This window comes from Pseudomonas sp. G3-19, from assembly GCF_054855875.1.
Map to the genome: position 1 here is coordinate 1,113,936 of NZ_JBMPIQ010000003.1, position 22,391 is coordinate 1,136,326.

Annotated in this window: 26 protein-coding genes; 13 read left to right on the top strand and 13 right to left on the bottom strand. The window is 57.2% G+C overall.

The window, feature by feature from the left end:
* Positions 1-44 precede the first annotated feature (44 nt).
* The 4 genes from ACOYXI_RS05105 (at position 45) to ACOYXI_RS05120 (ending at position 4,635) form a co-directional block, all read left to right on the top strand.
* Positions 45-554, top strand: a complete 510-nt coding sequence (locus tag ACOYXI_RS05105; RefSeq protein WP_098964008.1) for a sigma-70 family RNA polymerase sigma factor — start codon at positions 45-47, stop codon at positions 552-554.
* Positions 554-1,516, top strand: coding sequence for a FecR domain-containing protein (locus ACOYXI_RS05110; protein WP_461674464.1), 963 nt, complete (start codon positions 554-556; stop codon positions 1,514-1,516). The genes ACOYXI_RS05105 and ACOYXI_RS05110 overlap by 1 nt, the downstream gene beginning before the upstream one ends.
* A 67-nt stretch (positions 1,517-1,583) precedes the next feature.
* Positions 1,584-3,986 carry a TonB-dependent siderophore receptor gene (locus ACOYXI_RS05115; RefSeq protein ID WP_461674465.1) on the top strand — a complete coding sequence of 801 codons (2,403 nt, stop codon included), beginning with the start codon at positions 1,584-1,586 and terminating at the stop codon, positions 3,984-3,986.
* Positions 3,987-4,119: 133 nt separating this feature from the next.
* Positions 4,120-4,635 (top strand): cupin domain-containing protein, encoded by a 516-nt coding sequence (locus ACOYXI_RS05120; RefSeq protein ID WP_027611930.1) that lies wholly within the window; start codon positions 4,120-4,122, stop codon positions 4,633-4,635.
* Between the two features lie 183 nt (positions 4,636-4,818).
* Here ACOYXI_RS05120 and ACOYXI_RS05125 read toward each other — a convergent pair whose 3' ends face one another.
* The 8 genes from ACOYXI_RS05125 to ACOYXI_RS05160 all read right to left on the bottom strand — a co-directional run bounded on the left by ACOYXI_RS05125 (position 4,819) and on the right by ACOYXI_RS05160 (position 10,809).
* A complete protein-coding gene (locus tag ACOYXI_RS05125; RefSeq protein ID WP_461674466.1) occupies positions 4,819-5,430 on the bottom strand; it encodes a dTMP kinase in 612 nt (203 codons plus the stop codon).
* Between the two features lie 95 nt (positions 5,431-5,525).
* Entirely contained in the window at positions 5,526-5,990 is a 465-nt protein-coding gene (locus tag ACOYXI_RS05130) for an SRPBCC family protein (RefSeq protein ID WP_461674467.1), read from the bottom strand.
* 101 nt (positions 5,991-6,091) lie between these two features.
* On the bottom strand, positions 6,092-6,478 hold the full coding sequence (locus ACOYXI_RS05135; RefSeq protein WP_247267505.1) for a nuclear transport factor 2 family protein: 387 nt from the start codon (positions 6,476-6,478) through the stop codon (positions 6,092-6,094).
* A 59-nt stretch (positions 6,479-6,537) separates the two neighbouring features.
* Complete coding sequence (locus ACOYXI_RS05140) at positions 6,538-6,918, bottom strand: nuclear transport factor 2 family protein (RefSeq protein ID WP_098964013.1); 381 nt, start codon at positions 6,916-6,918, stop codon at positions 6,538-6,540.
* A gap of 69 nt (positions 6,919-6,987) precedes the next feature.
* Positions 6,988-7,731, bottom strand: a complete 744-nt coding sequence (locus ACOYXI_RS05145; RefSeq protein ID WP_223007452.1) for an SDR family oxidoreductase — start codon at positions 7,729-7,731, stop codon at positions 6,988-6,990.
* Between the two features lie 32 nt (positions 7,732-7,763).
* Entirely contained in the window at positions 7,764-8,867 is a 1,104-nt protein-coding gene (locus tag ACOYXI_RS05150) for an alkene reductase (RefSeq protein WP_027611807.1), read from the bottom strand.
* Positions 8,868-8,986: 119 nt separating this feature from the next.
* Positions 8,987-10,270 (bottom strand): cation:dicarboxylate symporter family transporter, encoded by a 1,284-nt coding sequence (locus tag ACOYXI_RS05155; protein ID WP_461674468.1) that lies wholly within the window; start codon positions 10,268-10,270, stop codon positions 8,987-8,989.
* 113 nt (positions 10,271-10,383) lie between these two features.
* Complete coding sequence (locus tag ACOYXI_RS05160) at positions 10,384-10,809, bottom strand: VOC family protein (RefSeq protein WP_039762906.1); 426 nt, start codon at positions 10,807-10,809, stop codon at positions 10,384-10,386.
* A gap of 155 nt (positions 10,810-10,964) precedes the next feature.
* Here ACOYXI_RS05160 and ACOYXI_RS05165 point away from each other — a divergent pair, with 155 nt between their 5' ends.
* Together ACOYXI_RS05165 and ACOYXI_RS05170 are read left to right on the top strand one after the other, a co-directional pair.
* The gene (locus ACOYXI_RS05165) at positions 10,965-11,843 is read left to right on the top strand and encodes a LysR family transcriptional regulator (RefSeq protein ID WP_210557117.1); all 879 of its coding nucleotides are present in this window, start codon (positions 10,965-10,967) and stop codon (positions 11,841-11,843) included.
* A 202-nt stretch (positions 11,844-12,045) separates the two neighbouring features.
* Positions 12,046-12,705: a carbonic anhydrase gene (locus ACOYXI_RS05170; protein WP_095135815.1), complete on the top strand. Its 660-nt coding sequence runs from the start codon at positions 12,046-12,048 to the stop codon at positions 12,703-12,705.
* Positions 12,706-12,767: 62 nt separating this feature from the next.
* On the opposite strand, the gene ACOYXI_RS05175 is transcribed toward ACOYXI_RS05170, so the two are convergent.
* The gene (locus tag ACOYXI_RS05175) at positions 12,768-13,481 is read right to left on the bottom strand and encodes an SDR family NAD(P)-dependent oxidoreductase (protein WP_098964016.1); all 714 of its coding nucleotides are present in this window, start codon (positions 13,479-13,481) and stop codon (positions 12,768-12,770) included.
* A gap of 59 nt (positions 13,482-13,540) precedes the next feature.
* Positions 13,541-13,753 (bottom strand): tautomerase family protein, encoded by a 213-nt coding sequence (locus ACOYXI_RS05180; protein ID WP_095135811.1) that lies wholly within the window; start codon positions 13,751-13,753, stop codon positions 13,541-13,543.
* A 200-nt stretch (positions 13,754-13,953) separates the two neighbouring features.
* Here ACOYXI_RS05180 and ACOYXI_RS05185 point away from each other — a divergent pair, with 200 nt between their 5' ends.
* Positions 13,954-14,877: a LysR family transcriptional regulator gene (locus ACOYXI_RS05185; protein WP_098964017.1), complete on the top strand. Its 924-nt coding sequence runs from the start codon at positions 13,954-13,956 to the stop codon at positions 14,875-14,877.
* Between the two features lie 210 nt (positions 14,878-15,087).
* On the opposite strand, the gene ACOYXI_RS05190 is transcribed toward ACOYXI_RS05185, so the two are convergent.
* From ACOYXI_RS05190 to ACOYXI_RS05200, 3 genes are all read right to left on the bottom strand, one after another.
* Positions 15,088-15,336 (bottom strand): CsbD family protein, encoded by a 249-nt coding sequence (locus ACOYXI_RS05190; RefSeq protein ID WP_098964018.1) that lies wholly within the window; start codon positions 15,334-15,336, stop codon positions 15,088-15,090.
* Positions 15,337-15,480: 144 nt separating this feature from the next.
* Positions 15,481-16,173 carry a DUF695 domain-containing protein gene (locus ACOYXI_RS05195; RefSeq protein WP_227698825.1) on the bottom strand — a complete coding sequence of 231 codons (693 nt, stop codon included), beginning with the start codon at positions 16,171-16,173 and terminating at the stop codon, positions 15,481-15,483.
* Between the two features lie 43 nt (positions 16,174-16,216).
* Positions 16,217-16,801, bottom strand: a complete 585-nt coding sequence (locus ACOYXI_RS05200) for a TetR/AcrR family transcriptional regulator (protein ID WP_007967154.1) — start codon at positions 16,799-16,801, stop codon at positions 16,217-16,219.
* A gap of 196 nt (positions 16,802-16,997) precedes the next feature.
* On the opposite strand from ACOYXI_RS05200, the gene ACOYXI_RS05205 reads away from it, so the two are divergent.
* From ACOYXI_RS05205 to ACOYXI_RS05230, 6 genes are all read left to right on the top strand, one after another.
* Positions 16,998-17,675 carry a type 1 glutamine amidotransferase domain-containing protein gene (locus ACOYXI_RS05205; RefSeq protein ID WP_461674469.1) on the top strand — a complete coding sequence of 226 codons (678 nt, stop codon included), beginning with the start codon at positions 16,998-17,000 and terminating at the stop codon, positions 17,673-17,675.
* A 95-nt stretch (positions 17,676-17,770) separates the two neighbouring features.
* Positions 17,771-18,895, top strand: a complete 1,125-nt coding sequence (locus ACOYXI_RS05210) for an alkene reductase (protein ID WP_461674470.1) — start codon at positions 17,771-17,773, stop codon at positions 18,893-18,895.
* A gap of 240 nt (positions 18,896-19,135) precedes the next feature.
* Positions 19,136-19,708 carry a GTP cyclohydrolase I FolE gene (gene folE, locus ACOYXI_RS05215; RefSeq protein ID WP_223007447.1) on the top strand — a complete coding sequence of 191 codons (573 nt, stop codon included), beginning with the start codon at positions 19,136-19,138 and terminating at the stop codon, positions 19,706-19,708.
* Positions 19,709-19,814: 106 nt separating this feature from the next.
* Complete coding sequence (locus tag ACOYXI_RS05220; RefSeq protein ID WP_461674471.1) at positions 19,815-20,357, top strand: DUF3833 domain-containing protein; 543 nt, start codon at positions 19,815-19,817, stop codon at positions 20,355-20,357.
* 32 nt (positions 20,358-20,389) lie between these two features.
* Positions 20,390-20,695, top strand: coding sequence for a DUF6482 family protein (locus ACOYXI_RS05225; RefSeq protein WP_047597295.1), 306 nt, complete (start codon positions 20,390-20,392; stop codon positions 20,693-20,695).
* Positions 20,696-20,709: 14 nt separating this feature from the next.
* On the top strand, positions 20,710-22,248 hold the full coding sequence (locus tag ACOYXI_RS05230) for a cryptochrome/photolyase family protein (protein WP_461674472.1): 1,539 nt from the start codon (positions 20,710-20,712) through the stop codon (positions 22,246-22,248).
* The last annotated feature ends 143 nt before the right edge of the window (positions 22,249-22,391 follow it).

The following is a 22,391-nucleotide window of genomic DNA, read 5'->3' on the forward strand; positions in this document are numbered from 1 at the left end:
GAATCAGTCTCATTTGAATCTAACTTCGCGCAGGGTCTCTTGAGATGATTGAAGCCGCCACGCCATCTGAGCAGAGCCTGCACGCGCTGTACCGCGATCACCGAGGCTGGCTGGAAACTTGGCTGCGTCGACGCATGGGTAACGCGTGGGATGCGGCGGATCTGAGCCAGGACACCTTCATGCGCGTGCTGTGCAGTGCGCAACCGATTGCCGACATGCGTGAGCCCCGCGCCTATCTGCTGACCGTGGGCAAGCGTCTACTGAGCAACTTCTACAGCCGCCGCAGTCTGGAAAAAGCCTACCTCGAAGCCCTCGCGCAACTGCCGGAAGAGTGCGTGCCATCGCCCGAGCAGCGTTGGCTGCTGCTGGAAACCCTGCAAGCGCTGGATGAGTTGCTCGATGGTTTGCCGCGAGCAGTGCGTCGGGCGTTTTTGTGGAGTCAGCTTGAGGGCCTCGGTTACCGCGAAATCGCCGAGCGCCTGCAAGTGTCCGAGCGCACCGTCAAACGTTACATGGCGCAGGCCTACGAGCATTGTCTGCTGGTGGAGCTTTGATGCGCGTAGCCCCCAGTGATGAAGCCCGCGAAGTCGCCCGCGCCGCCGCGCACTGGCTGGCGTTGATTGAGTCCGGCGAAGCGGGCGCTGACGATCATGCGCAATTGCAGGTCTGGCGCAACAGCGATAGCCGGCATGAACACGCGTGGCAGAAAATCCAGCGCTTGCGCGAACGGTTTTCCGCTCTGCCTTCTGCGCTGGCCATGGCTACGCTGGATCGTCCGGACGCAACGCGTCGGGCCGTGCTGAAACGCGCGCTTGGTATCGCGGCACTGGTGCCGGCTGCCTGGCTGATCAGTCGGCAACTGCCGCTGGATGTCTGGCGCGCGGATTTGCAGACGGGCACGGGTGAACACAAGACATTGCCACTCGCCGATGGCAGTTCGTTGCAGCTCAATACCGACAGTGCCGTCAATGTGGATCTTGCTGCCGGTCAGCTGACGCTGGTGCGAGGAGAGATGGCCCTTGATGTACCAGGCAACTCAGCCCTGATCATCAATGTGCCGTACGGGCGGATCATCGTCAGTCACAGTGAGATTTGCGTGCGTCTCAATGAGCGTGACTGCAATGTGTCGGTGGTTCGTGGCTCGGTGCAGTTGCAACCGTCAAGCGGGCTAGCGCTGTTACTCAATCAGGGACAGCAGATCAGGCTGCAGGCTTCTGGCGCGGGTTCTGTCCGAGCGTTTGACGCCTCGATGCCGAGCTGGCGCGACGGTGTATTGATGGCGCAAAACCAGCCGCTGGGGGATTTTCTGCGCGAATTGAGCCGTTATCGCCCAGGCGTGCTGCGCTGGGATCCGGAGCTGGAGGCGCTGCGCATCACCGGCAGTTTTCGCCTGGATAACACCGATCAAGTGCTCTCACTGTTGGCGGCCAGCCTGCCGATCGACGTGCAGCAACGCACGCGCTTTTGGGTCTCTCTCGTTCCGCGAAAATTGTCCCAGTCCAAAAAAACAGTCTGAGACCTGTCCCTTTTTTTCGCCTCGCTGGTCATTCCAGGCAAGTGAACCAAATCGAGAGCTTTTTCCTATGCCTGCAGTATTTCCAGGTCGTTTGCGTCCGTTGTTGCAGTTGAGCCTTTTGTTGAGCCTGAGTGCCAGCCCCCTGTTGATTCCCAGCAGTTGGGCGGAAAGCGCCGACCGCCGCGCTTATCAGTTGCCTGCCGGCAGCCTGGGTGCGGCGCTGACCCGTTTTGCCGGACTGGCCGGGGTCAATCTGTCGGTAGATCCGGCCTTGGTCAGCGGGCGCAACAGCAATGGTTTGTCGGGTGAGTTTGGCGTGGAGGAGGGCTTTACCCGGTTGTTGCTGGGGTCCGGTCTACAGCTGCAACCGGCGGGCGACCGCGCTTTCACAGTCATTCCTGCGCCGGACGGCGGCAGTCTGGAACTGGCACCCACTTCGATTCTTGGATCGACGGGTGGCACGGATTCAGAGGTTTTTGCCGGTGGCCAGGTGGCGCGCCGTGGTTCGCAAGGACTGCTGGGTTCCAGGGATTTCATGGAGACCCCGTTCAGCATGACCACCTACACCAGCGAAACGGTGAAAAACCAGCAGGCCCGCACTCTGGGCGACGTGATCGCCAGCGATCCCTCGGTGCGTGCGACCAACCCGGCAGGCGGCCGTTATGAGCAATTCACCATCCGCGGTTTCAGCCTGTTCAACAGTGATGTTTCCTACAACGGGCTCTACGGGGTTCTGCCCACTTACACGATCGACATGGAAATGGCCGAGCGCGTCGACATCCTCAAGGGCCCGAGCCAACTGATCAACGGCATTTCGCCGCGGGGCAGTGTAGGAGGGGGGATCAACGTGGTGCCCAAGCGCGCCGGCGATCAGCCGAATACATCGCTGACGGCCAGTTACGCTTCCAACAATCAGCTCGGCGGCGCCGTCGACATCGGCCGTCGTTTTGGTGAGGACAACCAGTTCGGCCTGCGTTTCAACGGCGTCAAACAAGCGGGTGACACTGAATGGGATCACCAGAGCGTCGATCGCGACATGGCAGTGCTGGGCCTGGATTTTCGCGGTGAGCGCCTGCGGCTTTCCACCGATATCGGTCACACCGAGCGCGATACCGATACACCGCAAGAACGTGTGCAGGTCGGTGCAAACGCGAAAGTTCCGGATGCTGATGATGTGCGCGACAACTACGCGCAACCCTGGAGCCAGGCGCGAACCAAAGATACGTTTGGCACGCTCAATGGCGAGTTCGACGTCAGCGATTCGGTCATGTTGTATGGCGGCGTCGGCGCCCGTAAAAGTAACCACGATTTCCTTCGGCATGCGGTGTCGGTGACCAACGACGCCGGCGACTTCAGTGTTCAACCGCGGAATTTCACCCGTGACGAAAATGTCCGGACCGCCACGGCAGGTGTGCGCAACTGGTTCCATACCGGTTCAGTCAGCCACGAGGTCAATCTGGCGGCCAGCTACTTCTACATGGATTTCGAAAATGGTGGCGCGCGGTATGCGGCAGGGCGCAGCAATCTGTATGACCCGGTGGAAACCGCAAAGCCGCGCACGCCAACACGCTACGACGCCAGGGTCTACACGGAAAACCGCTTCAGCGGCGTCGCACTGTCCGATACGCTGGGGTTCTTCGATGATCGCCTGTTGCTGACCCTTGGTGCTCGCTGGCAAAGGGTTCAAGTCGACGACTGGAGCGATGATGTGAAGGGCGACACAGCCTATGACGAAGAAAAACTCTCGCCATCGGGCGGCATTCTGTTCAAGGCGACGGACAAGCTCTCGCTCTACGCCAACTACATGGAAGGCCTCAGCCAAGGGAAAATTGCGCCATCGACGTCGATCAACGAGGATGAAATCTTCCCGCCTTTTATCAGCCGACAAGTCGAAGTCGGGGCCAAATATGACGCGGGTTCGTATGCGCTTACAGCGTCTGTGTTCCGGATCAAACAGCCTGCTTATGAAACCAACGCCTCGACACGAGTCTTCGGCCCGAACGGCAAACGACAGAACGATGGTGTGGAATTGAGTGTGTTCGGCGAGCCGTTCAAAGGGTTTCGATTGCTCGGCGGCGTGATGTACATCGACAGCGAACTGACCCAGACCACCAATGGAACCTTTGACGGTAACCGCGCGCCCGCGACACCCAAATACAACGTCAATCTCGGCGCAGAGTGGGATGTACCCAATATGCAGGGGCTGACGCTGACAGGCCGTGGAATCTATTCGAGTTCGCAGTATCTGGATCAGTCCAACCAGAAGGAAATCGACTCATGGGAGCGATTCGACGTGGGGACGCGTTACGCCTTTAAACTGGACGACAAGACCATCACCGTACGCGCCAATGTCGAGAACGTATTGGATAAACGCTATTGGAGTTCGGCGGGCGCATCAGATGACAGCGAACCAGGTTTGACGCTTTCGACGCCAAGGACTTATCTGCTATCGGCAACGGTGGATTTCTGATTTGCTTTGTTAAACAAGTGCGCGCTGAAAAGGAGGGTAAAATCTTCTAAATTCAGCGATCTACTGTTAACTACACTAAATAGCCGTTTAGTAGAGCTATCGTAAAACGAGCCGCCATCCACCGGAGCAGAGCATGTCTCAACGCACAGTAAACGCACAGGCCTTGATTCAGGCGCTGGATCTGCAATCTCACGTGGAAGGCGGTTACTTTCGCAGAACCTATCAGGCCGATCATAGAGAGATGCTCGATACCGTCGGTGGCCCACGGTACCTGATGACATCGATTTACTACCTGTTGACCGAGCAATCACCAGTGGGCCAGTTTCATTTCAATCATTCCGACATTGTGCATTTTTTCCATCTGGGCGATCCCATCGAGTACAGCATGATCCATGCTGACGGCTCGCTGGAAACGCTGGTAATGGGCAACGACATTCTGGCGGGACAGCATCTGCAAATGCACGTGCCTGGCGGAATCTGGAAAGCTTCGCGACTGCTCGAGGGAGAACATGGATTTGGCTTGATCAGCGAGGCCGTGTCGCCGGGATTTGATTTTGCGGATATGGAGATGGGTGATCGACGCAAACTGATTGCGCAATTTCCACAGCACCGGATGCTGATTGAAAAACTGACGCGGGATGCTGATTGAAGGTCGCCAATTGCAGGCAAGGCCGAGGTTTTGAAAAGAGGACTCAGGGTAAAACTCTGGATTGAAATCTGGCGTGCAACCGGGCTAACCCTGAAACATCTTGTTACGTGTAATGTATATTATGTTAAACCACGTATTACGCTACGCGCCTTCCTGCACCAACATCTGTCTCCACTCCAACAATCACCCCAGCACCCTATAAATCTCAGAAACCACCTGCATCGTAGCGTCTTCGATTGTTCCCTCATTACGGCACAGAACCCAACCGTGTTCCTTGACCGCTTGCTCGAACATCTCCGTACACGCCACATGCTCTGCGTACTTCTGGATCACAGTGCCGCCCAATCCTCGCGATCTTGTCGCAGCCCTTGCCCATGAAATATCCGGATCGGTGACGACGCCGACATGCAGATCCGGCACGCGCACGTCTTGATCCAGGTTCAACTGGAGAATCTCGGCAAACGGGATGGTTCGGCGAAACGCGGCATCTGACGGATACCAGCGATCGATCAGGATAATGCTGTCCAGCGGCTGCTGCGTCAGTACGTGTCGGGAAATCCAGCGCCGACTATCAGCCAGGCGCTGGCACACAGCCCATTCCAGATCCCGGGAAGGATTTCTGGCTAGCGTGTTGATCAGGGCCATGGTTTCACCCCGGAAAGGATCGCTTTTTCTCTCGCAGAGCCGGATGACTTTCCTGTTGCCGGCCCTTAGCAGCTTCGTAACGGCCTCCAACAGCGTGGTTTTGCCGGTGCCTTTGGGCCCATCCAGAGAAACAAACAGCGGACGATTCATTGTTCACATAACGATGGATTTACGGAGGGGTACTCTAACCGCATTCCTGGCATTCCAATGGCTGAATTGTCATTTCCAATGGCATGGCCCTGCCCTCACCCTACTTCACCGCCCTCCTCAGCTTGTTGCTGGAGAAATGACTGGAGACTGTTGTGGCCGTCTACGATCAGTCCTCTAACAAGCGCCTCATAGTGTTCGGCAGTAGTGAGATCTTGCAGATCGAAGCTTGCAGACCAACGGATGAACGTCTTTGACTGTCCAGTCAGCGAGGCTAATTGAACAGTAGCTACATAGTTGTCCAACGGTAACGGAGCCTCCTCGAAGCGATAAGACAGCATCGTATTGCGATCATCGACCGACAAAAGACGCTCCCTGACCACGGCACCATCGACCAACGTGAGTTTGCGAATACAGCCAACCAATCCATCGGGCTGGTTGTCCTCAATGCTGCTTTCCAAAATGGAGTGATGCCATTTACCAATCTCACCAAACCTCTTCAACACGCTCCAGGCGTGCGCTATATCGCTGTCCAGAACAGCGGAGAACTCAACTAGCGGCATCGTGTACACCCTCAAAATCAACTGCTTTCGAACCTGACCTCTGCGCACGTCAGGTGGATGAACTCCGGTCCCGGTATGGATCAACCGGGACCGGAAGACGCTCAACCTGCGAATTGGTGATAAACCTTGGCAATGACCTTCCAGGCCCCGTCGATTTTGATCAGGGTCAGGTAATCGTTGTAATCAGCGCCGATTGCATCCTGTTCCATGTCGACACGAACCACGGCGGTGGTTGGCGTGATCGCCAGCACGTCGAGTCGGGTGATGATGTTCGGGGCATCGCCGTTCTTCTCTACGAAATCAAACAGATTCCTGATCGGGCCGCCCAGCAGTTCACCATTGGTGAATCCGTACATCACAGCGTCTTTATGAAACGCCTGCGCAACGCTCTGTGCACTGCCCACACGCAGCCCTTCAACATACTGATTGGCAATGGCGATGACAGCGTTGTACTCAGCGGTGGGTACTGCCTTGATGTTTTTCGACATGGGTCTGTTCTTCCAGTAAGGACGAGGCGCGACGCACCTCGCCAATTGCATTCAACGGCTTAGGCGCTTGGGTGGGTGTGGTAGATCTTGCTGACAATCGTCCACTGACCTTCAACCTTCAGCAGGTTGAAAAAATCGGTGAAACGAAATCCTGAAACATTGTCGGTGTCGACCCGGGCGCTGGCTGCCGAGCCTACGATGTCGATGCGAACGATCGCTGCTTGCGCTTCCGGAGATGGGCGGAACGCGTTATCGATGACGTCGTACAGGTTCTGGATCGCACCGCCGACGAGCTTGCCTTCGTCGACCCCGAACATGGTGGCCTGCTGGTTGAATGCGGGCTTCATCAAGGCGCTGTCAGCTTTGGTACCACCTTCGTTGTACTGGCTGAGCACGTCGACGATTGCGTTGTATTCCTGAACATAAGTTGAAGTGGACATGAGGTATTCCTGAGTTGGTAAATGGCTGAAGAAAGCAAGGAAGGTTTACGGACGAGGCTCGGTAAACAGTCACCAATCCTGGCGCGTCGGCGAGATGATCAAGTCGTTGACGGTGACGTTTTCCGGTTGGTTGAGCGCGTAAATCACGGCCCCCGCGATATCGTCGGGGGCGATGGCAACTCGGTTGAGCGCTTGGGCAGCCTTGCGCCCTTCAGGATCACTGACCTTGTCGGCCCAGCCGGTATTGATGACACCCGGGCTGACCGTGTTGACGCGGATGCCGTGCTGCACACCGAGCTCCTTGCGCATGGACTCGGTCATGGCCTGAACGAAAAATTTTGTTGCGCTGTAAACACCGGCCGCCGGTCCGACCTGATGACCGGCAACAGAGTCCATATTGAGAATCTGCCCGGACTTGCGCTCCAGCATGAAAGGCAGCACCGCCGCCGTAGTGTTGAGGTAGCCTTTGATATTCACGTCGATCATCTTTTCCCAGTCCTGTACCGCCAGGTCGACCCAGTTGGAAAAAAGCATCAGCCCGGCGTTGTTCACCAGAATGTCTACGGTGCCGTAGGTCTCATGCGCAAATTGCGCGAGCGCTTGGGTTTGATGCGCCTGAGTCACGTCGGTGGTAAAAGCGACCACTTCGTTACCGCCCGCCCGCAACTCGGCGACAAAGCTTTCCAGACCCTGTTCATCCAGTGCGGCGGCCACTACGCGCACGCCTTGGGCGACAAGCGCGCGGGTGGTGGCGGCGCCGATACCGGAAGACGCGCCGGTGACGATGGCTACCTTGTTTTGCAGATAATTCATGCTCATTACCTCTTATCGATAAATGCCGTCGTTCAGGCGTTCGCGGTTGGCCAGTCGATGTAACCCTTGGCACCGCCGCCGTAGTAACTCTCGCGTGGCGCGATGGTGAGCTCGATCCCGCGACGCAAGCGCTCCACGAGGTCGGGGTTGGCAATGAACAAACGACCAAACGCCACCGCATCGATCCGCCCCTGCGCACGACGCTCTAGCGCCATCGGCAGGTCGTAGTTGTTATTGCCAATGAATGGCCCTTCGAACTGCGCACTCAGCGCGTCCAGATCCACGCCTTCCGGGACCGTGCGGGAGGTCGCCGTGGCGCCTTCGACAAAATGCAGATAAGCCAGATTGAATTGATTGAGCTGCTGAATCAGGTAACCGTAAGTCGCCATGACATTGCTGTCGGGAGGTGTATTTCCGGCATCGGGTGTAACTGGCGAGAGGCGAATACCGACCCGATCGCTACCCCAGATCGAAATCACGGCTGCGGTGACTTCCAGCGTCAGTCGAGCCCGGTTCTCGATGGAGCCGCCATATGGGTCAGTGCGTTGATTGGTGGAGTCGCGCAGGAACTGGTCAAGCAGATAGCTGTTGGCGGAATGCACTTCCACACCATCGAAACCGGCTCGCCGGGCATTCTCTGCGGCCAGTTTGTACTGCTCGATGATTCCTGGAATCTCCGAGGTTTCCAATGCGCGAGGCATCGACACCTCGACAAAGCCTTTCTCGGTGTAAGTGCTGCCTTCGGCCTTGATCGCCGAAGGCGCTACTGGCGCTTCTCCGTTGGGTTGTAGCTCGACACTCGAAAAGCGCCCCACGTGCCACAACTGACTGACGATTTTTCCGCCCGCCGCGTGCACCGCGTCAGTGACTTTTTTCCAGCCAGCTACCTGTGCCTCCGACCAGATACCCGGGGTCATGGCGTAACCCCGCCCCTGGGGAGAAATATTGGTCGCTTCGGCGATGATCAAGCCTGCACTGGCGCGCTGGGCGTAGTAAGTCGCATGCATTTCATTCGGTACGCCGTCTTCGGCCATTCGGCTGCGTGTCACAGGCGCCATGACAATTCGGTTAGCCAATTGGAGTGCGCCCATTTGCATGGGCGAAAAAAGGTCGGTATCAAACGTGTTAGCCGTCATAAAATCCTCGACTGAATAGACCGGTCGTCTAGTGGAAGGTTAAAAAAATACGCCCCTCTGTCAGCAGGCGTTTGCTGGTGATAATGCTGTTTCAAAAGCTGCCATCGTGTTCACGACTGTTACCGGCAGCGTTGCACCTGGTCACACAGGTGTTCGTCTGTATGACCCGTTCGTGAGGGCTCTAGCGCGACTTTCTCCCACTTGCTGATAACCAGCGGCGCAATCGCATTGCCCAGTACATTGAGCGTGGTGGTGCCGCTGTCGATAATCCTGAAAATGCCGGCGATCAATGCCACACCTTCCAACGGAAGACCGGCAGAGGCCAAGGTGGCTGACAAGATCACGATTGCAAACCCAGGCACACCTGCGGCGCCCTTCGAGGTCAGCACCATCGTCACGACCAACAGAATCTGCTGTGACAGAGACAGGTCGATCCCATAGAGTTGCGCCACAAAAATGGTCGCCACACCGAGAAAAATCGATGCGCCATCGAGATTGAACGCATACCCCACCGGCACCACAAAACTGACGATCCGACGCGGTACACCGTAGCTTTCCAGTTTGGTCATCAGTTGCGGCATGACGGCGGCTGAGGCGGCACTGGAAAACGCCAGAATCAATTCATTACGGAAGTAGCGGATCAACTTGAAGATGTTTTCGCCAATCAAATAACAAATGCCACCCAGTACCACTAAAGCGAACACCATCAGCGCCAGATACACCACCCCAATCAACTTGAGCAGCGGCAACAGCGAGGCAAAACCAAACGTCGCGACGGTCGCGCCGATCATGCCAAACACCCCTATCGGCGCGTAGGCCATCACAATGGAAACCACCTTGAACATCGCATCGGAAAGGCTCTGAACAACCGCAATAAATGGCGCGCTTTTGTCTTTGGGCAAAGCATTCAACGCCAGCCCCAACAGCACAGCGAAGAACAGTACCGACAGCAACTTCGCTTCTGACATTGCCACTATCACGTTGTCTGGAACGATGTTCTGCAAAATCACCAGCGCCCCTTTGGACGGCTCAAGCGTGATCGATGCAGCGCCATGCGAAAGGCCTGAAATATCGGTTCCTCGTCCTGGTTCGAAGAGGTTGGCAAAACACAGGCCTATGACGATGGCCAGCGCGGTAATCGCAAAGAAGTAGCCGAGCGACTTCACCCCCATACGCCCGAACGATTTGCTGTCACCGCCGCCCGCGATCCCCAAAATCATGCAACAGAACACGATCGGAACAACCACCATCTTCATCATCTTGATAAAGATGTCACCGAGCGGTTTGAGGATCTCCGCACTCACCCATGTCTGATAGTGCGGATGCGTATTGAAGTACCAACCTGCAAGCACGCCAAGCAATAGCCCGGCAACGATTTGCCACACCAAGGGAATACGTTTCATGTCTAGCCTTCTTGTTGGAATGAAAGGTCTGCGTCTATTCGCAGTTGCTAGAGTCATGAGCTTCCAGCTCACTTGAGATCGAATGGCACAAACGGGTTGTGCCATGCGTGTTCCTATTTAGCGAAGAGCTGGCTCATATCCTTGAACGCCTTGAATTCAAGAGCGTTGCCGCACGGGTCAAAGAGAAACATGGTGGCTTGCTCGCCTACCTGGCCTTTAAACCGAATGTACGGTTCGATCACAAACTCGGTACCAAACGACTTCAGACGTTCGGCCAGCGCTTCCCATTGTTCCCAACCCAAAATGATGCCGAAGTGCGGAACCGGGACATCGTGTCCGTCGACCGGGTTGCTGTGAACGCTCTCTTGTGAGGCTGTTTTCGGATGTTCGTGGATCACCAGTTGGTGACCATAAAAATCGAAATCGACCCATTGCGTGCTGGAGCGCCCTTCTTCAAGACCAAAGACCTCACCGTAGAAGGTGCGCGCCGCAGCCAGGTCATAAACAGGGATCGCGAGGTGAAATGGCGAGAGGCTCATCAGAACTCCAAATATTTTTTGTTGGTTGGCGAACATTTCCACCGTCATCAGCTCTCTGGGTTCAGCCGGTGCCGGGGGTTGGAAAACATCCTAGGACGAAAAAACAAACAGAAAAATCAATATATATTTCTCAGAAACACAATTAATATTTGTGAATGATCAAAGAACTGAAAACACTCATTGCGGTGGCGCGGGAAGGCACATTCGCCGCTGCCGGGAACAAGATCGGCCTGACCCAGGCCGCCGTCAGCGCGCAGATTCAGCGCCTGGAAACCGAACTCGGTTTTGAGATTTTCGACAGGAAAGGACGTTCGGCCCATCTGAACAAAATGGGTCACCAGATACTTCTGCAGGCGCAGGAGTTACTCAGGCTATACGACAATCTGGGTTCCACTGCGCTGGGCCAACCTACCAACATACTCATCAACATCGGTGCGATCGCATCCGTGCAACGTTCCTATTTGCCCGATGCGCTGGCGAAGTTTCACCAGCAGTGTCCGCAATGCCGCACCCGTGTCATTCCAGGGCTGTCGATGGAAATGGTGAACCTCGTAGACGCCGGCGAAATCGACATGGCTGTCATCATTCGACCGCCCTTCTCTCTTCAAAGTGACCTGCGCTGGACGACGCTGGCGCGAGAACCCTACCGACTGATCGTGCCGCGCGAGCTGGAGGGAAATGACTGGTCGGAACTGCTGTCCAGCCAGCCATTCATTCGCTATGACCGATCATCTTTCGGCGGCCGGCAGGTTGATCGTTTCCTGCGACAGATGCATTTCACCTTGCAGGAAGTTTGCGAACTGGATGAACTGGAGGCCATCATCAAACTGGTGGGAAAAGGTGTAGGCATAGCGCTGGTGCCACAGACAGAGCCCCATCAGGAATGGCCCGAAGGTGTACGAGCGATCGATTTGGGACAACACACCTTTCACCGGGATATCGGGCTGGTACATCGATCTCGACAGAGTTTCACCGAGCCTGTGCGAATTTTGGCTCAGCTTATAAGTGATCAGGTAACCGCCGTTGCAGAATAATAGTCGCCAAGCGCGGATCGAAATGCTGCGCAGCGACGACGCCAGCAATGCTAGAGCTTCGTCGCCGACATCACTTGGCTCGAAGTGCATCTTGCACGACTACTGCCAACACCTGCGACGTCTGCAATAATGCCGACCACAGCGGCGCGAAGGCATATCGAGTGCTCGTGCCCACATCTGCTTTTCGGGTTTGGAGGACTTCATGCAGGACATTATTGACGGCTTTCTGCGCTTTCAGCGCGAGGTTTATCCGCAACGCGTCGAGCTGTTCAAGCAGCTCGCGACAGAACAGAATCCAAAGGCGTTGTTCGTCACCTGCTCGGACAGCCGTGTGGTGCCGGAACTCCTTACGCAGCGCGAGCCGGGCGAACTGTTCGTTATTCGTAACGCCGGCAACATTGTGCCGTCTTACGGCCCTGAACCGGGTGGCGTGTCGGCGACCGTCGAGTATGCGGTCGCCGTGCTCGGGGTACAGGATATTGTGATCTGCGGCCACTCGGACTGCGGGGCGATGGGCGCGATTTCACGCTGCACGTGCCTGGACCATCTTCCGGCGGTTGCTAACTGGCTACGTCACTCGGACGCCGCGAAAGCGATTAACGCAGCACATGAGTTCGACACCCCCCGCGCCAAGCTTGATGGTCTGGTGCGGGAAAACGTGATCGCGCAACTGGCGAATCTGCGGACGCATCCATCGGTGGCCCTGGCGCTTGAGCAGGGACGTATGAATCTGCACGGCTGGGTCTACGACATCGAAGCGGGATGCATCGATGCTCTGGATGGCGCGACCCGCAAATTCGTGTCACTGGCTGATTCGCCGACCACCGTTGCGATCGCTGCGCGTAACGGCAAACAGATGTGATGGCTACAGATAAGTAAGGCAGAAGCCGCCTGGGGCGGCTTCTTGTCGACTCGCTTTCTTCATCAGTGACCGGCGCTTTGGCCGCCATCGACATGCAGGATTTCGCCGGTGACGAAGTTGGCGCTGTCCAGGTACAGCACCGCTGCAACGATGTCTTGCACCTCGCCCATGTGTCCGACCGGATGCAGGCTGCCCAGAGCGGCGTGATTTTCCTCGCCATGCATCGGGGTCTTGATGATGCCAGGCGATACGGCGTTAACGCGGATGCCGCGCTTGGCGTACTCGATCGCCAGGGATTTGGTCGCGGCGTTCATGCCACCTTTGGTCAGCGACGCCAGCACCGACGGCACCCCATCGATGGCATGATCGACCAGCGATGTGGTGATGCTGACCACGTGTCCACCCTCACCTTGTTTCTCCATCTGGGCAATCGCCTGCTGCGACATGTGGAAGAAGCTGCCCATATTGGTGGCCACAGTATTTACATACTCTTCGCGGGTATAGGCTGTGAACGGTTTGGCGAGGAAGATCCCGGCGTTGTTCACCAACGTGTCAATGCGGCCGAAACGCGCTACGCCTTCGCGGATGATTTTCTCGGCAGTCACCGGATCGGCAATGTCACCGGCGACGGTCAGGATGTCCGGATCCGCTGACGGTTTGATGGAACGCGAAGTCGCCACCACTTGATAGCCGAGTTTGCGAAAACCTTCAACGATGCCTGCGCCCAGCCCTTGGGATGCGCCAGTGACCACAACGACTTTTTTTGAATGGCTCATGATAATTCCTCAATAGTTTACGAAAGGGGTTTCACACACAGACGAGCCTGATGGCGTGATTACTTGGGCTCCACCAGCGACTGGCGGTACTCGGTAGTGGTTATTCCTGCGTAGCCCCAGTTATCGGTATCGACTTCCTCGATCACGATGTGCGTCAGGTGCGGATCCTTGTTGAGCACCGTCTGCATGGTTTTGGTGATCTCGGCGATGACCTGGGCTTTCTGTTCTTTGGTAACGCCGTCGCGGGTGATACGAACGCTGATGAAAGGCACGGGAGAGTCTCCAGTTCGCGCCTCATCGGCATGAGGAGGCGGCAGTGGAGTGAACTCTAGGAGGTTGCCTTCAATGAATAAATGCGGGTGCGGTTACTTCATTTGTGACGCGGTGTAATGAATCGATCCCCGGTCCTCGCCACTGCATCATCGACATCGGTATGCTTTCGGGCACTTCGCGAATACCCGGTGTGATTAATATGAAGCGCCATTTTGATGACCTGCAGTTAGGCAGCATCGAGCTGTTTTGCCTCGCCTCGGAAACCGGCAGTTTTACCGCAGCCGCGCAGGTCGCCGGTGTGACGCCTGCGGCAGTAAGCCGATCGATTTTGCGTCTTGAGGAGCGTTTGGGATCACGCCTGTTCGTGAGAACCACGCGCAGCATCCGGATGACTGAACCGGGGCGGGTGTTCTACGAACAATGCCGACAAGCCCTGACTCAACTGGTGGAAGCGCAGCAAGAAGTCATGGGCGCTCAATCGAAGCCTTCAGGGCGGCTGCGTATCAGTCTTCCGACCACCTATGGGCATCACCGGATCTTGCCGCTTCTGCCGAAGTTTCGAGCGCTTTATCCAGACGTCACCGTAGATATCCACTTGGGTAACCGAAATATCGACTTCGTGGCGGAGGGCTATGACCTGGCGATTCGGGTTCGCGCTCAACCGGACTCGACCCTGATTGCGCGCTTGCTCGAAGACGCACAACTGGTCGTGGTCGCAACACCTGAATACCTGAGCAAGGCCGGCACGCCAACGACAGTGGATGACCTCGTCGCTCACGAGTGCATTCAATTTGAACTGCCGAGCAGCGGTCGACGCATCTCATGGCTGTTCGACGTCGAGGGCAAACATCGGGAGATCTTCACTGAGGGCAGCTATTGCTGCTCGGATGATGTGCTGGGCGGCGTTACCCTGGCCAAACACAGTGCGGGTCTGTTCCAGACTTACAAATTCATTGTCGAGCGCGAACTGGCCGATGGCAGCCTCATCGAGGTACTCCAGCCCTACAATGGACGCTCCAGGCCTTACACCCTGCTCTACCCCCATGGCCGCTATGTTCCTCAGCGGGTTCGGGCATTCGTCGACTTCCTGTTGCAGTATCGAGCCGATTGGGCGGCGAACTGAGCGACGGGATGGATTGGGCGGCGCGCTCATCTTCCAGAACATCATCCACTATCACTGAGAAGAACACTGCATTTCCCGCGCATTGAGCGGGATGTCGTTGAATCCATAACGTCCATGAAAGGCCGGTTAAAAAAAAGAGCCCCTAAGGGCCCTTTCCTTTAATTCAATTTTCCTGTCTTTCAACGTCTGGTGAAAAACCCGGTCACTCACTCAGCGACGAAAAATTCGGTTTATCAGGATCAATGCCGCAGCACCTATCGCGATTGCAGCTATCGGTTTTTCTTTGACGAAGGTCGATACGTTATCCAGTGCATCGCCGTAGGATTTAGTCAGCTGTCCAGCTGCCTGATGTCCGGCACCTTCAGCTTCCATCTTCGAATCACCCATCAGTTTCCCGACCGCGCTCTGCGCCTTGCCAGCCAACTTTTCCGCTACGCCTTCTACCTGTTCACTCTTCATGATTCATAAACCTTCGTGTAAGTGGGAAGCTCTGAGTCTCGACAGAAAAGTTGACTGGTGGCTGTGAGTTGTAGTTCCACTTTTTATGGCTGCCGCCCGTCAGTGGTGCTCAAAAAGGTAATCGCCGCGCCCGCGGCACGCGTTTCATTCCATACACAATTTGGGGGTGACACGGATGTCTTGTGCTGGTTGCCTCCCGACGCTGGGCGCCGCGTCCCTCTGTGCCTTTAACTCGACGGGGTATGGACCGGTCTGCGCCAGAGCGGCTCGTACCTTGGTGATGAAGGCCTCATCGCTTTGCGTATAGAAGATCCACTCCCGCTGTTGCCCACCGGTGGCTGTGCATACCCACTTCGCCAGCCCGTTTTCCTGCACCGCCGCCATGATCAGCACCTGCATTTTCTCCATCTGCAGGGCGTCCCGGCGCTCTGGCTGGAGGCTCGGTGAAGAATATTTCCAGACTATCCGGGCTTTGAACGGCAGCGCTTGCTTTTCAGCCAGCGAAATCGAATCCACTCCCCTGTAGGACATGGGGATGGGCGTATCCGGGAAATCAGAAGATTGGTACTTGCTCTCGGGCATTTCGATGATTTGCAAGTGCTGCAGATGAGCCGGGTCATCGTCAAGCAGCGCTTCAAGTGCTTCCTTCCTTTGGCGATCCCGCTCAGCCACACAGTGATCGTACCCGAGACTGTTTACCGGGCCTGCGTCGAGGCAAGGGTCGCGCTCGACAGGTCGGGGCACCGTGTGGCTGGAGCAGCCGCTGAGAAGCACGCCGGCCAATGCCAAGATGCAACCTGTTGGCATGTGAAAAAAAGGAGTATGTCGCAGGCCCATTTACGCTTCCTTGGCGGGTCGGGAGAAAGGGTTGTGGGGGTCCTCAGCTTTGCAAAAGCTGTTTGGTCATCACCATCGACGTCTGCAGCGACTGCCCCGTGCGCTGCAGTTTGTTCAACAGACTCGCCCCCAACCAGAGTTGATACAGGGTTTCTGCCAGTTGCCGAGCGTCAGTCTGCGGCAAACTTTTATCCAGCTGCCCTTCTTCCAGGCACGTCGTAATTCGTGCAACGATGCGCTCGGCGCCGTCGCGCAAGGTCAGGCGCATCGACTCGGACAGGTCGGCGACTTCCGCGCTCAACTTCACCACCAGGCATTCATCACCATGGCCTTCCAGGGTGCAGCGGTTCTGCCAGCCCTGCCAGTAATCCATCAGCCGCTCATAGGCACTGAGCCCAGGCAGGGTCAGGCGTCGCTCCATGTCCGCGAGGTAGCCGACAAAGTAGTCCTCCAGCAGCGCCTGGCCGTAGAGTTCCTTGGATTTGAAGTAGTGATAGAACGAGCCCTTGGGCACACCGGCGGTCTGCAGGATCTCGCTCAGGCCAACGCTGGTGAAGCCCTTTTCGGCCATCATGCGGTGGCCGGTGTCGAGCAGGTGTTGGCGGGTATCGTCGTAGGTCGGTTTCATGGGGCGCAAAATACCAAACATTAGACCAGTCGTATATTTCTGATGAGCAGGAGTTTGCCACAGTGATGGCGCGGAAACACGGGCGTAAAAATTTACTAGACGACCGGTCTAATATGAATCTATTCTGTGCCTGTCACTCCTTCCGAGGTGTCGCAGACGAACCCGTCGAGGACACCAGACCAATACAGGGCGCTCTATGAAAATCTTGATGGTTCTGACTTCCCACGATCAGCTTGGCAACACCGGCAAGAAAACCGGCTTCTGGCTCGAAGAGTTCGCGGCCCCCTACTACGCCTTCAAGGATGCCGGCGCGCAGATCACTCTGGTATCGCCGGCCGGCGGCCAGCCACCGCTCGATCCGAAAAGCGATGAGCCCGATGCGCAAACCGCTGAAACCGACCGCTTCCGCAAGGACCCTGCTGCTCAGCAGGCGCTGGCTAATACCGGGCGCCTGGCGGATGTCCGCGCTGAGGATTTCGATGCCGTGTTTTATCCCGGTGGCCATGGCCCGCTGTGGGATCTGGCCGATGACAAACACTCGATTGCGCTGATCGAAGCGTTCGACCGCAGCAACAAACCTCACGGTTTCGTCTGCCATGCGCCGGGCGTTCTGCGTCACGTGGTGGCTGCCGATGGCAAGCCGTTGATTCAAGGCCGGGACGTCACCGGTTTCACCAACGCTGAAGAAGCCGCTGTAGGCCTGACCGATGTCGTGCCGTTCCTGATCGAAGACGAATTCCAGCGTCTCGGCGGCCGCTACTCCAAAGTCGCTGACTGGCAGGTTCACGTGGTGACCGATGGCCAACTGGTGACGGGTCAAAACCCTGCCAGCTCGGCAGCCGTCGCCGAAAAACTGCTGAAGCTGTTGGCCTGAACCCTCCAGCGTCCAGACACCGTGCGCATCCCGCACGGTGTTTTTTTTACCGCATTACTAGTCGACTGGTCTAATAAGGCCAAAACAGGAATCACATGAACAACAGCCCTTACTTCACCCCCGTCAAACTGGGCCTGCACACCCTGAAGAACCGCATCGTCCTGCCGCCCCTCACCCGCCAGCGCAGCACACAACCGGGCAATGTCGCCAACGCATTGATGGCCGAGTATTACCAGCAACGCGCCGGCGCCGGTCTGCTGGTCACCGAAGGCACGCAGATCGAGCCTCGCGGTCAGGGCTACGCCTGGACTCCCGGCATTCACACCCCTGAGCAAATTGCCGGATGGCGCACAGTCACCGAAGCGGTTCATGCACAGGGCGGCGTGATTTTCGCCCAGCTTTGGCACGTCGGCCGTGTGTCCCACACCGCGCTGCAGCCTGATGGGGCGGCACCGGTTTCAGCGTCCGCCATCGCCACCGAGCGAGTCAGCGTGTTCATCGAAACTGCGCCGGGCGCCGGCGAACTGGTTACGCCATCCGCGCCGCGAGCACTGAGCACCGATGAAGTCCAGGAACTGGTTCAGCTCTATATACAGGCGGCGCGCAATGCGATGGACGCCGGCTTCGACGGGATCGAACTGCACTGCGCCAATGGCTATCTGGTGAACCAGTTCATTTCTGCCCACAGCAATGTGCGCACCGATCAATACGGTGGCTCGCTGCACAATCGCCTGCGCTTTCTGCGCGAAGTGGTGTCGGGTGTCGCCGAGTGCATCGGTAAAGATAAAGTCGGCGTGCGTTTCGCGCCGCTGTTCACCACCACCGATGAAGCGCGCACCTATCTGGGCATGGTCGAAGAGGACCCGCACACCACTTACATCGAAGCGATCAAAGTGCTTGAGGATGTGGGCATCGCCTACCTGTCCATCGCCGAAGCGGACTGGGACGACGCCCCCGCGATGCCGCAAACCTTCCGCCGTGCAGTGCGCGATACCTTCAGTGGCGCGATCATCTACGCCGGGCGTTACAACGCTGACTCCGGTGCGCAGTTGCTTGAATCGGGACTGGCTGATCTGGTGGCTTTCGGCCGTCCGTTCATGGCTAACCCGGACCTGCCGGCGCGCATCGCCAATGACTGGCCGCTCAATCCACTGAATCCCGCGACGGTCTACGGCGGCAATGCCGAAGGCTATGTGGATTACCCGACCTACAGCGAATAATTCCGCGAATTCGCACAGCGCTCCCACTCACCGGGAGCGCTTCCTCTCTCCCCCGCTACACCCGCAACCTCGCGCGCTGCGCTGCGAGGTTTTCGCATCTGCACAAAAAAGATTGCCGATTGATTGTCAGGTTTATTTTTTCAGCCTATCTTGAATAAAACCTATACAAGACACTTCTTTACGTACAACTCTTGCGCTACGGATTGGCCCCCACGCACAGCACTGCCGCGAGCACCCTGAATGAACCCACTACTAGCCAGCCATCTAGCCAGCCATTACCGCGAAATCCTCGTCGGTGTCGGTGAAAATCCCGAACGCGAAGGTCTGCTCGACACGCCCCAACGTGCGGCCAAAGCAATGCAGTATCTGTGCAACGGCTACTCGATGAGCCTGGAAGACGTCACCAACGGTGCCCTGTTCGAATCGCAAAGCGATGAGATGGTCATCGTCAGTGACATCGAGCTCTATTCCTTGTGCGAGCACCATATGCTGCCTTTCATCGGCAAGGCACACGTGGCGTACATCCCCACCGGCAGGGTGCTGGGACTGTCGAAAGTAGCGCGCGTGGTGGACATGTTCGCCCGCCGTCTGCAGATCCAGGAAAACCTCACCCGGCAAATCGCCGAGGCGATCCAGCAGATCACCGATGCCGCCGGCGTGGCCGTGGTCATTGAAGCCAGGCACATGTGCATGATGATGCGCGGCGTCGAAAAGCAGAATTCGATCATGACCTCTTCGGTGATGCTCGGTGCTTTTCGCGACAGCTCCACGACGCGTCAGGAGTTCCTGCAATTGATCGGGCGGCGAAGTTGATTTCCGACCTTCGACAGGCGCGATAAACCTGTACACGATAAACCCACTGTACAAGCACGATATTCCCAACTTCACCCCCATACCTGTGCACTCAGGGAGAACGGCAATGGCCCGACTTGTGCTCTTACTGGCTCTGGCACTCGGCGTTGCAAGCTGCGGCAGCGTGGATGTCAGCCACTATGCCGATCAGCAACCGGCGCTGGATCTGCAACGCTTTTTCAGCAAACCCGTGAAAGCCTGGGGGATGTTTCAGAAGCGCTCCGGGGAAGTGGTCAAGCGCTTTGAGGTCAACATCGTCAGCCATCGTGAAGGCGACAACCTGATTCTCGATGAGCGCTTCCTGTACAGCGACGGCACGCGCCAACGCCGCGTCTGGACCCTGACGCCCGAGGGCCAGGGACGCTGGAGTGGGCGTGCGGGTGATGTGGTGGGTGTCGCTACAGGTCAGGTCGCTGGCAATGCGCTGCACTGGCGTTATCGCCTGAATCTGCCGGTCGACGGCTCAACCTATGAAATGAGCATGGACGACTGGATGTACCAGATGGACGAGGACACGCTGATCAACCGCACCAGCATGTCCAAACTCGGTGTTGAAGTCGGTCAGGTGACCTTGTTCTTCCGTCGCCAGAGCGCGGGAGAAAACCAATGAACAGTGCTGAATTTATAGGCAAGGAGTGAAGCATGAATCTGCAAACCCTGACCGAACGTGCGGCCAACAGCGAAATACGTGAGCTGGAGCTGCTGTCGCTTGAAGGTGGTTTTTATCTGGCCCGCATCCGTCTGGATCACGGCCAGTTCACCTTGCTCGACGATGCAGCCAAACCGATGCATCTGCGCTCGATCACCCATCTGCGTGACCTGCTGCAGACTGTGCCGGCATTCCCCTGCGTGCTGGTGCAGCAATGCGTGCACGACGAAATGTGCGGGCGTGATAGCGGGCCCGTCGAAGAGCTGCGGATTCCGTTTTCGCTGACCACACCGTTATGAAACGGATACTGTGAATGAACCAGAACCGTCGGTTGTGCCTGGTGCTGGGCGATCAGTTGTCCTTCGATCTGGCTTCATTGCAGACGCTCGATAGCGAGCGCGACAGCGTGCTGCTGGTCGAGGTCATGGAAGAAGCCAGCCATGTGCCGCACCATCCGCAAAAGATTGCCCTGATCTTCAGTGCCATGCGCCATTTCGCCCAGGCCCTGCGAGACCAGGGCGTTCGTGTCGAATACGTGACCCTGGATGATCCGCACAATAGCGGCTCTGTACCGGGGGAATTACGCCGCTGGCAACAGCGGTTGCAGGTCGAGGAAGTGCACGTCACCGAGTGCGGGGACTGGCGCCTGGAGCAATCGATCAGGGACTGTGGCTTGCCCATCCATTGGCACGCCGATACGCGTTTTCTGTGCAGTCGCGCCGAGTTCGCCGCCTGGGCCGCCGGCAAAAAGCAGTTGCGAATGGAGTTCTTCTATCGCGAGATGCGCCGCAAGAGTCGCTTGCTGCTCAATGGCGACGGCACGCCGGTGGGTGGTGCGTGGAATTTCGATGCGGAGAATCGCAAGGCCCTGCCCAAAGGCGTGAAAGCCCCCTACCCGATCCGTTTCGGTAATGACGCGATCACCCGCGAAGTGCTGGACCTGGTGAAGGCCCGTTTCAGTCAGCATTACGGCGCACTCGACGACTTCAACTACCCGGTCACCCATGCCGACGCGCAGGCGCTCTGGGAGTATTTTCTGGACTATGGCCTGGCAGGTTTCGGCGACTATCAGGACGCCATGGCCAGTGACGAACCGTTTCTGTTTCACGCGCGCATCAGCGCTGCGCTCAATATTGGCCTGCTGGATTTGCGGCAGTTGTGCAGCGACGTCGAGTCGGCCTATTGGGCCGGCAGGATTGCCCTGAATGCCGCCGAAGGCTTCATTCGGCAACTGATCGGCTGGCGGGAATATGTGCGCGGCGTGTACTGGCTGAAAATGCCGGACTACGCACTGGGCAATGTATTCGGCAACGACCGGCCACTGCCCGAGTTCTACTGGACCGGTGCGACGCAGATGAACTGCATGCGCCAGGCCATCGGCCAGAGTCTGCAGCACGCCTACGCGCATCACATCCAGCGGCTGATGGTCACCGGTAATTTTGCCCTGCTCGCCGGCATCGCGCCGAGCCAGATCTGTGAGTGGTATCTGGCGATCTATATGGACGCCTTTGACTGGGTCGAGCTGCCCAACACCTTGGGCATGGTCATGCATGCCGATGGCGGTTACCTCGGTTCCAAACCCTATTGCGCCAGTGGCCAATACATCAATCGCATGTCCGACTACTGCCGAAGCTGCGCCTACAAGGTCAGCGAAAGTACCGCGGACAATGCCTGCCCGTTTAATGCGTTGTATTGGCATTTTCTGATGCGCCACGGTGAACAACTGCGCGGCAATCAGCGCATGGCGATGATGTACAAGAACCTCGACCGCATGCCGCCAGCCAAGCAGGAGGCGCTGTGGCAACGCGGGCAGAACCTGTTGGCGCGCCTGGATAACGGCGAATCGATCTGAAATGAGCGCTCGCTTGCGCGGGTGGTGAAACTTAAGCACAGCGCGCCCGGTCAACGGATGATTGGCGCTCGAGTCCACTGCGAGCGCGACGTTCACTGCTCGCGTTGTGCCTACGCGCTCTATGAAGCCAGCCCCTGAACATT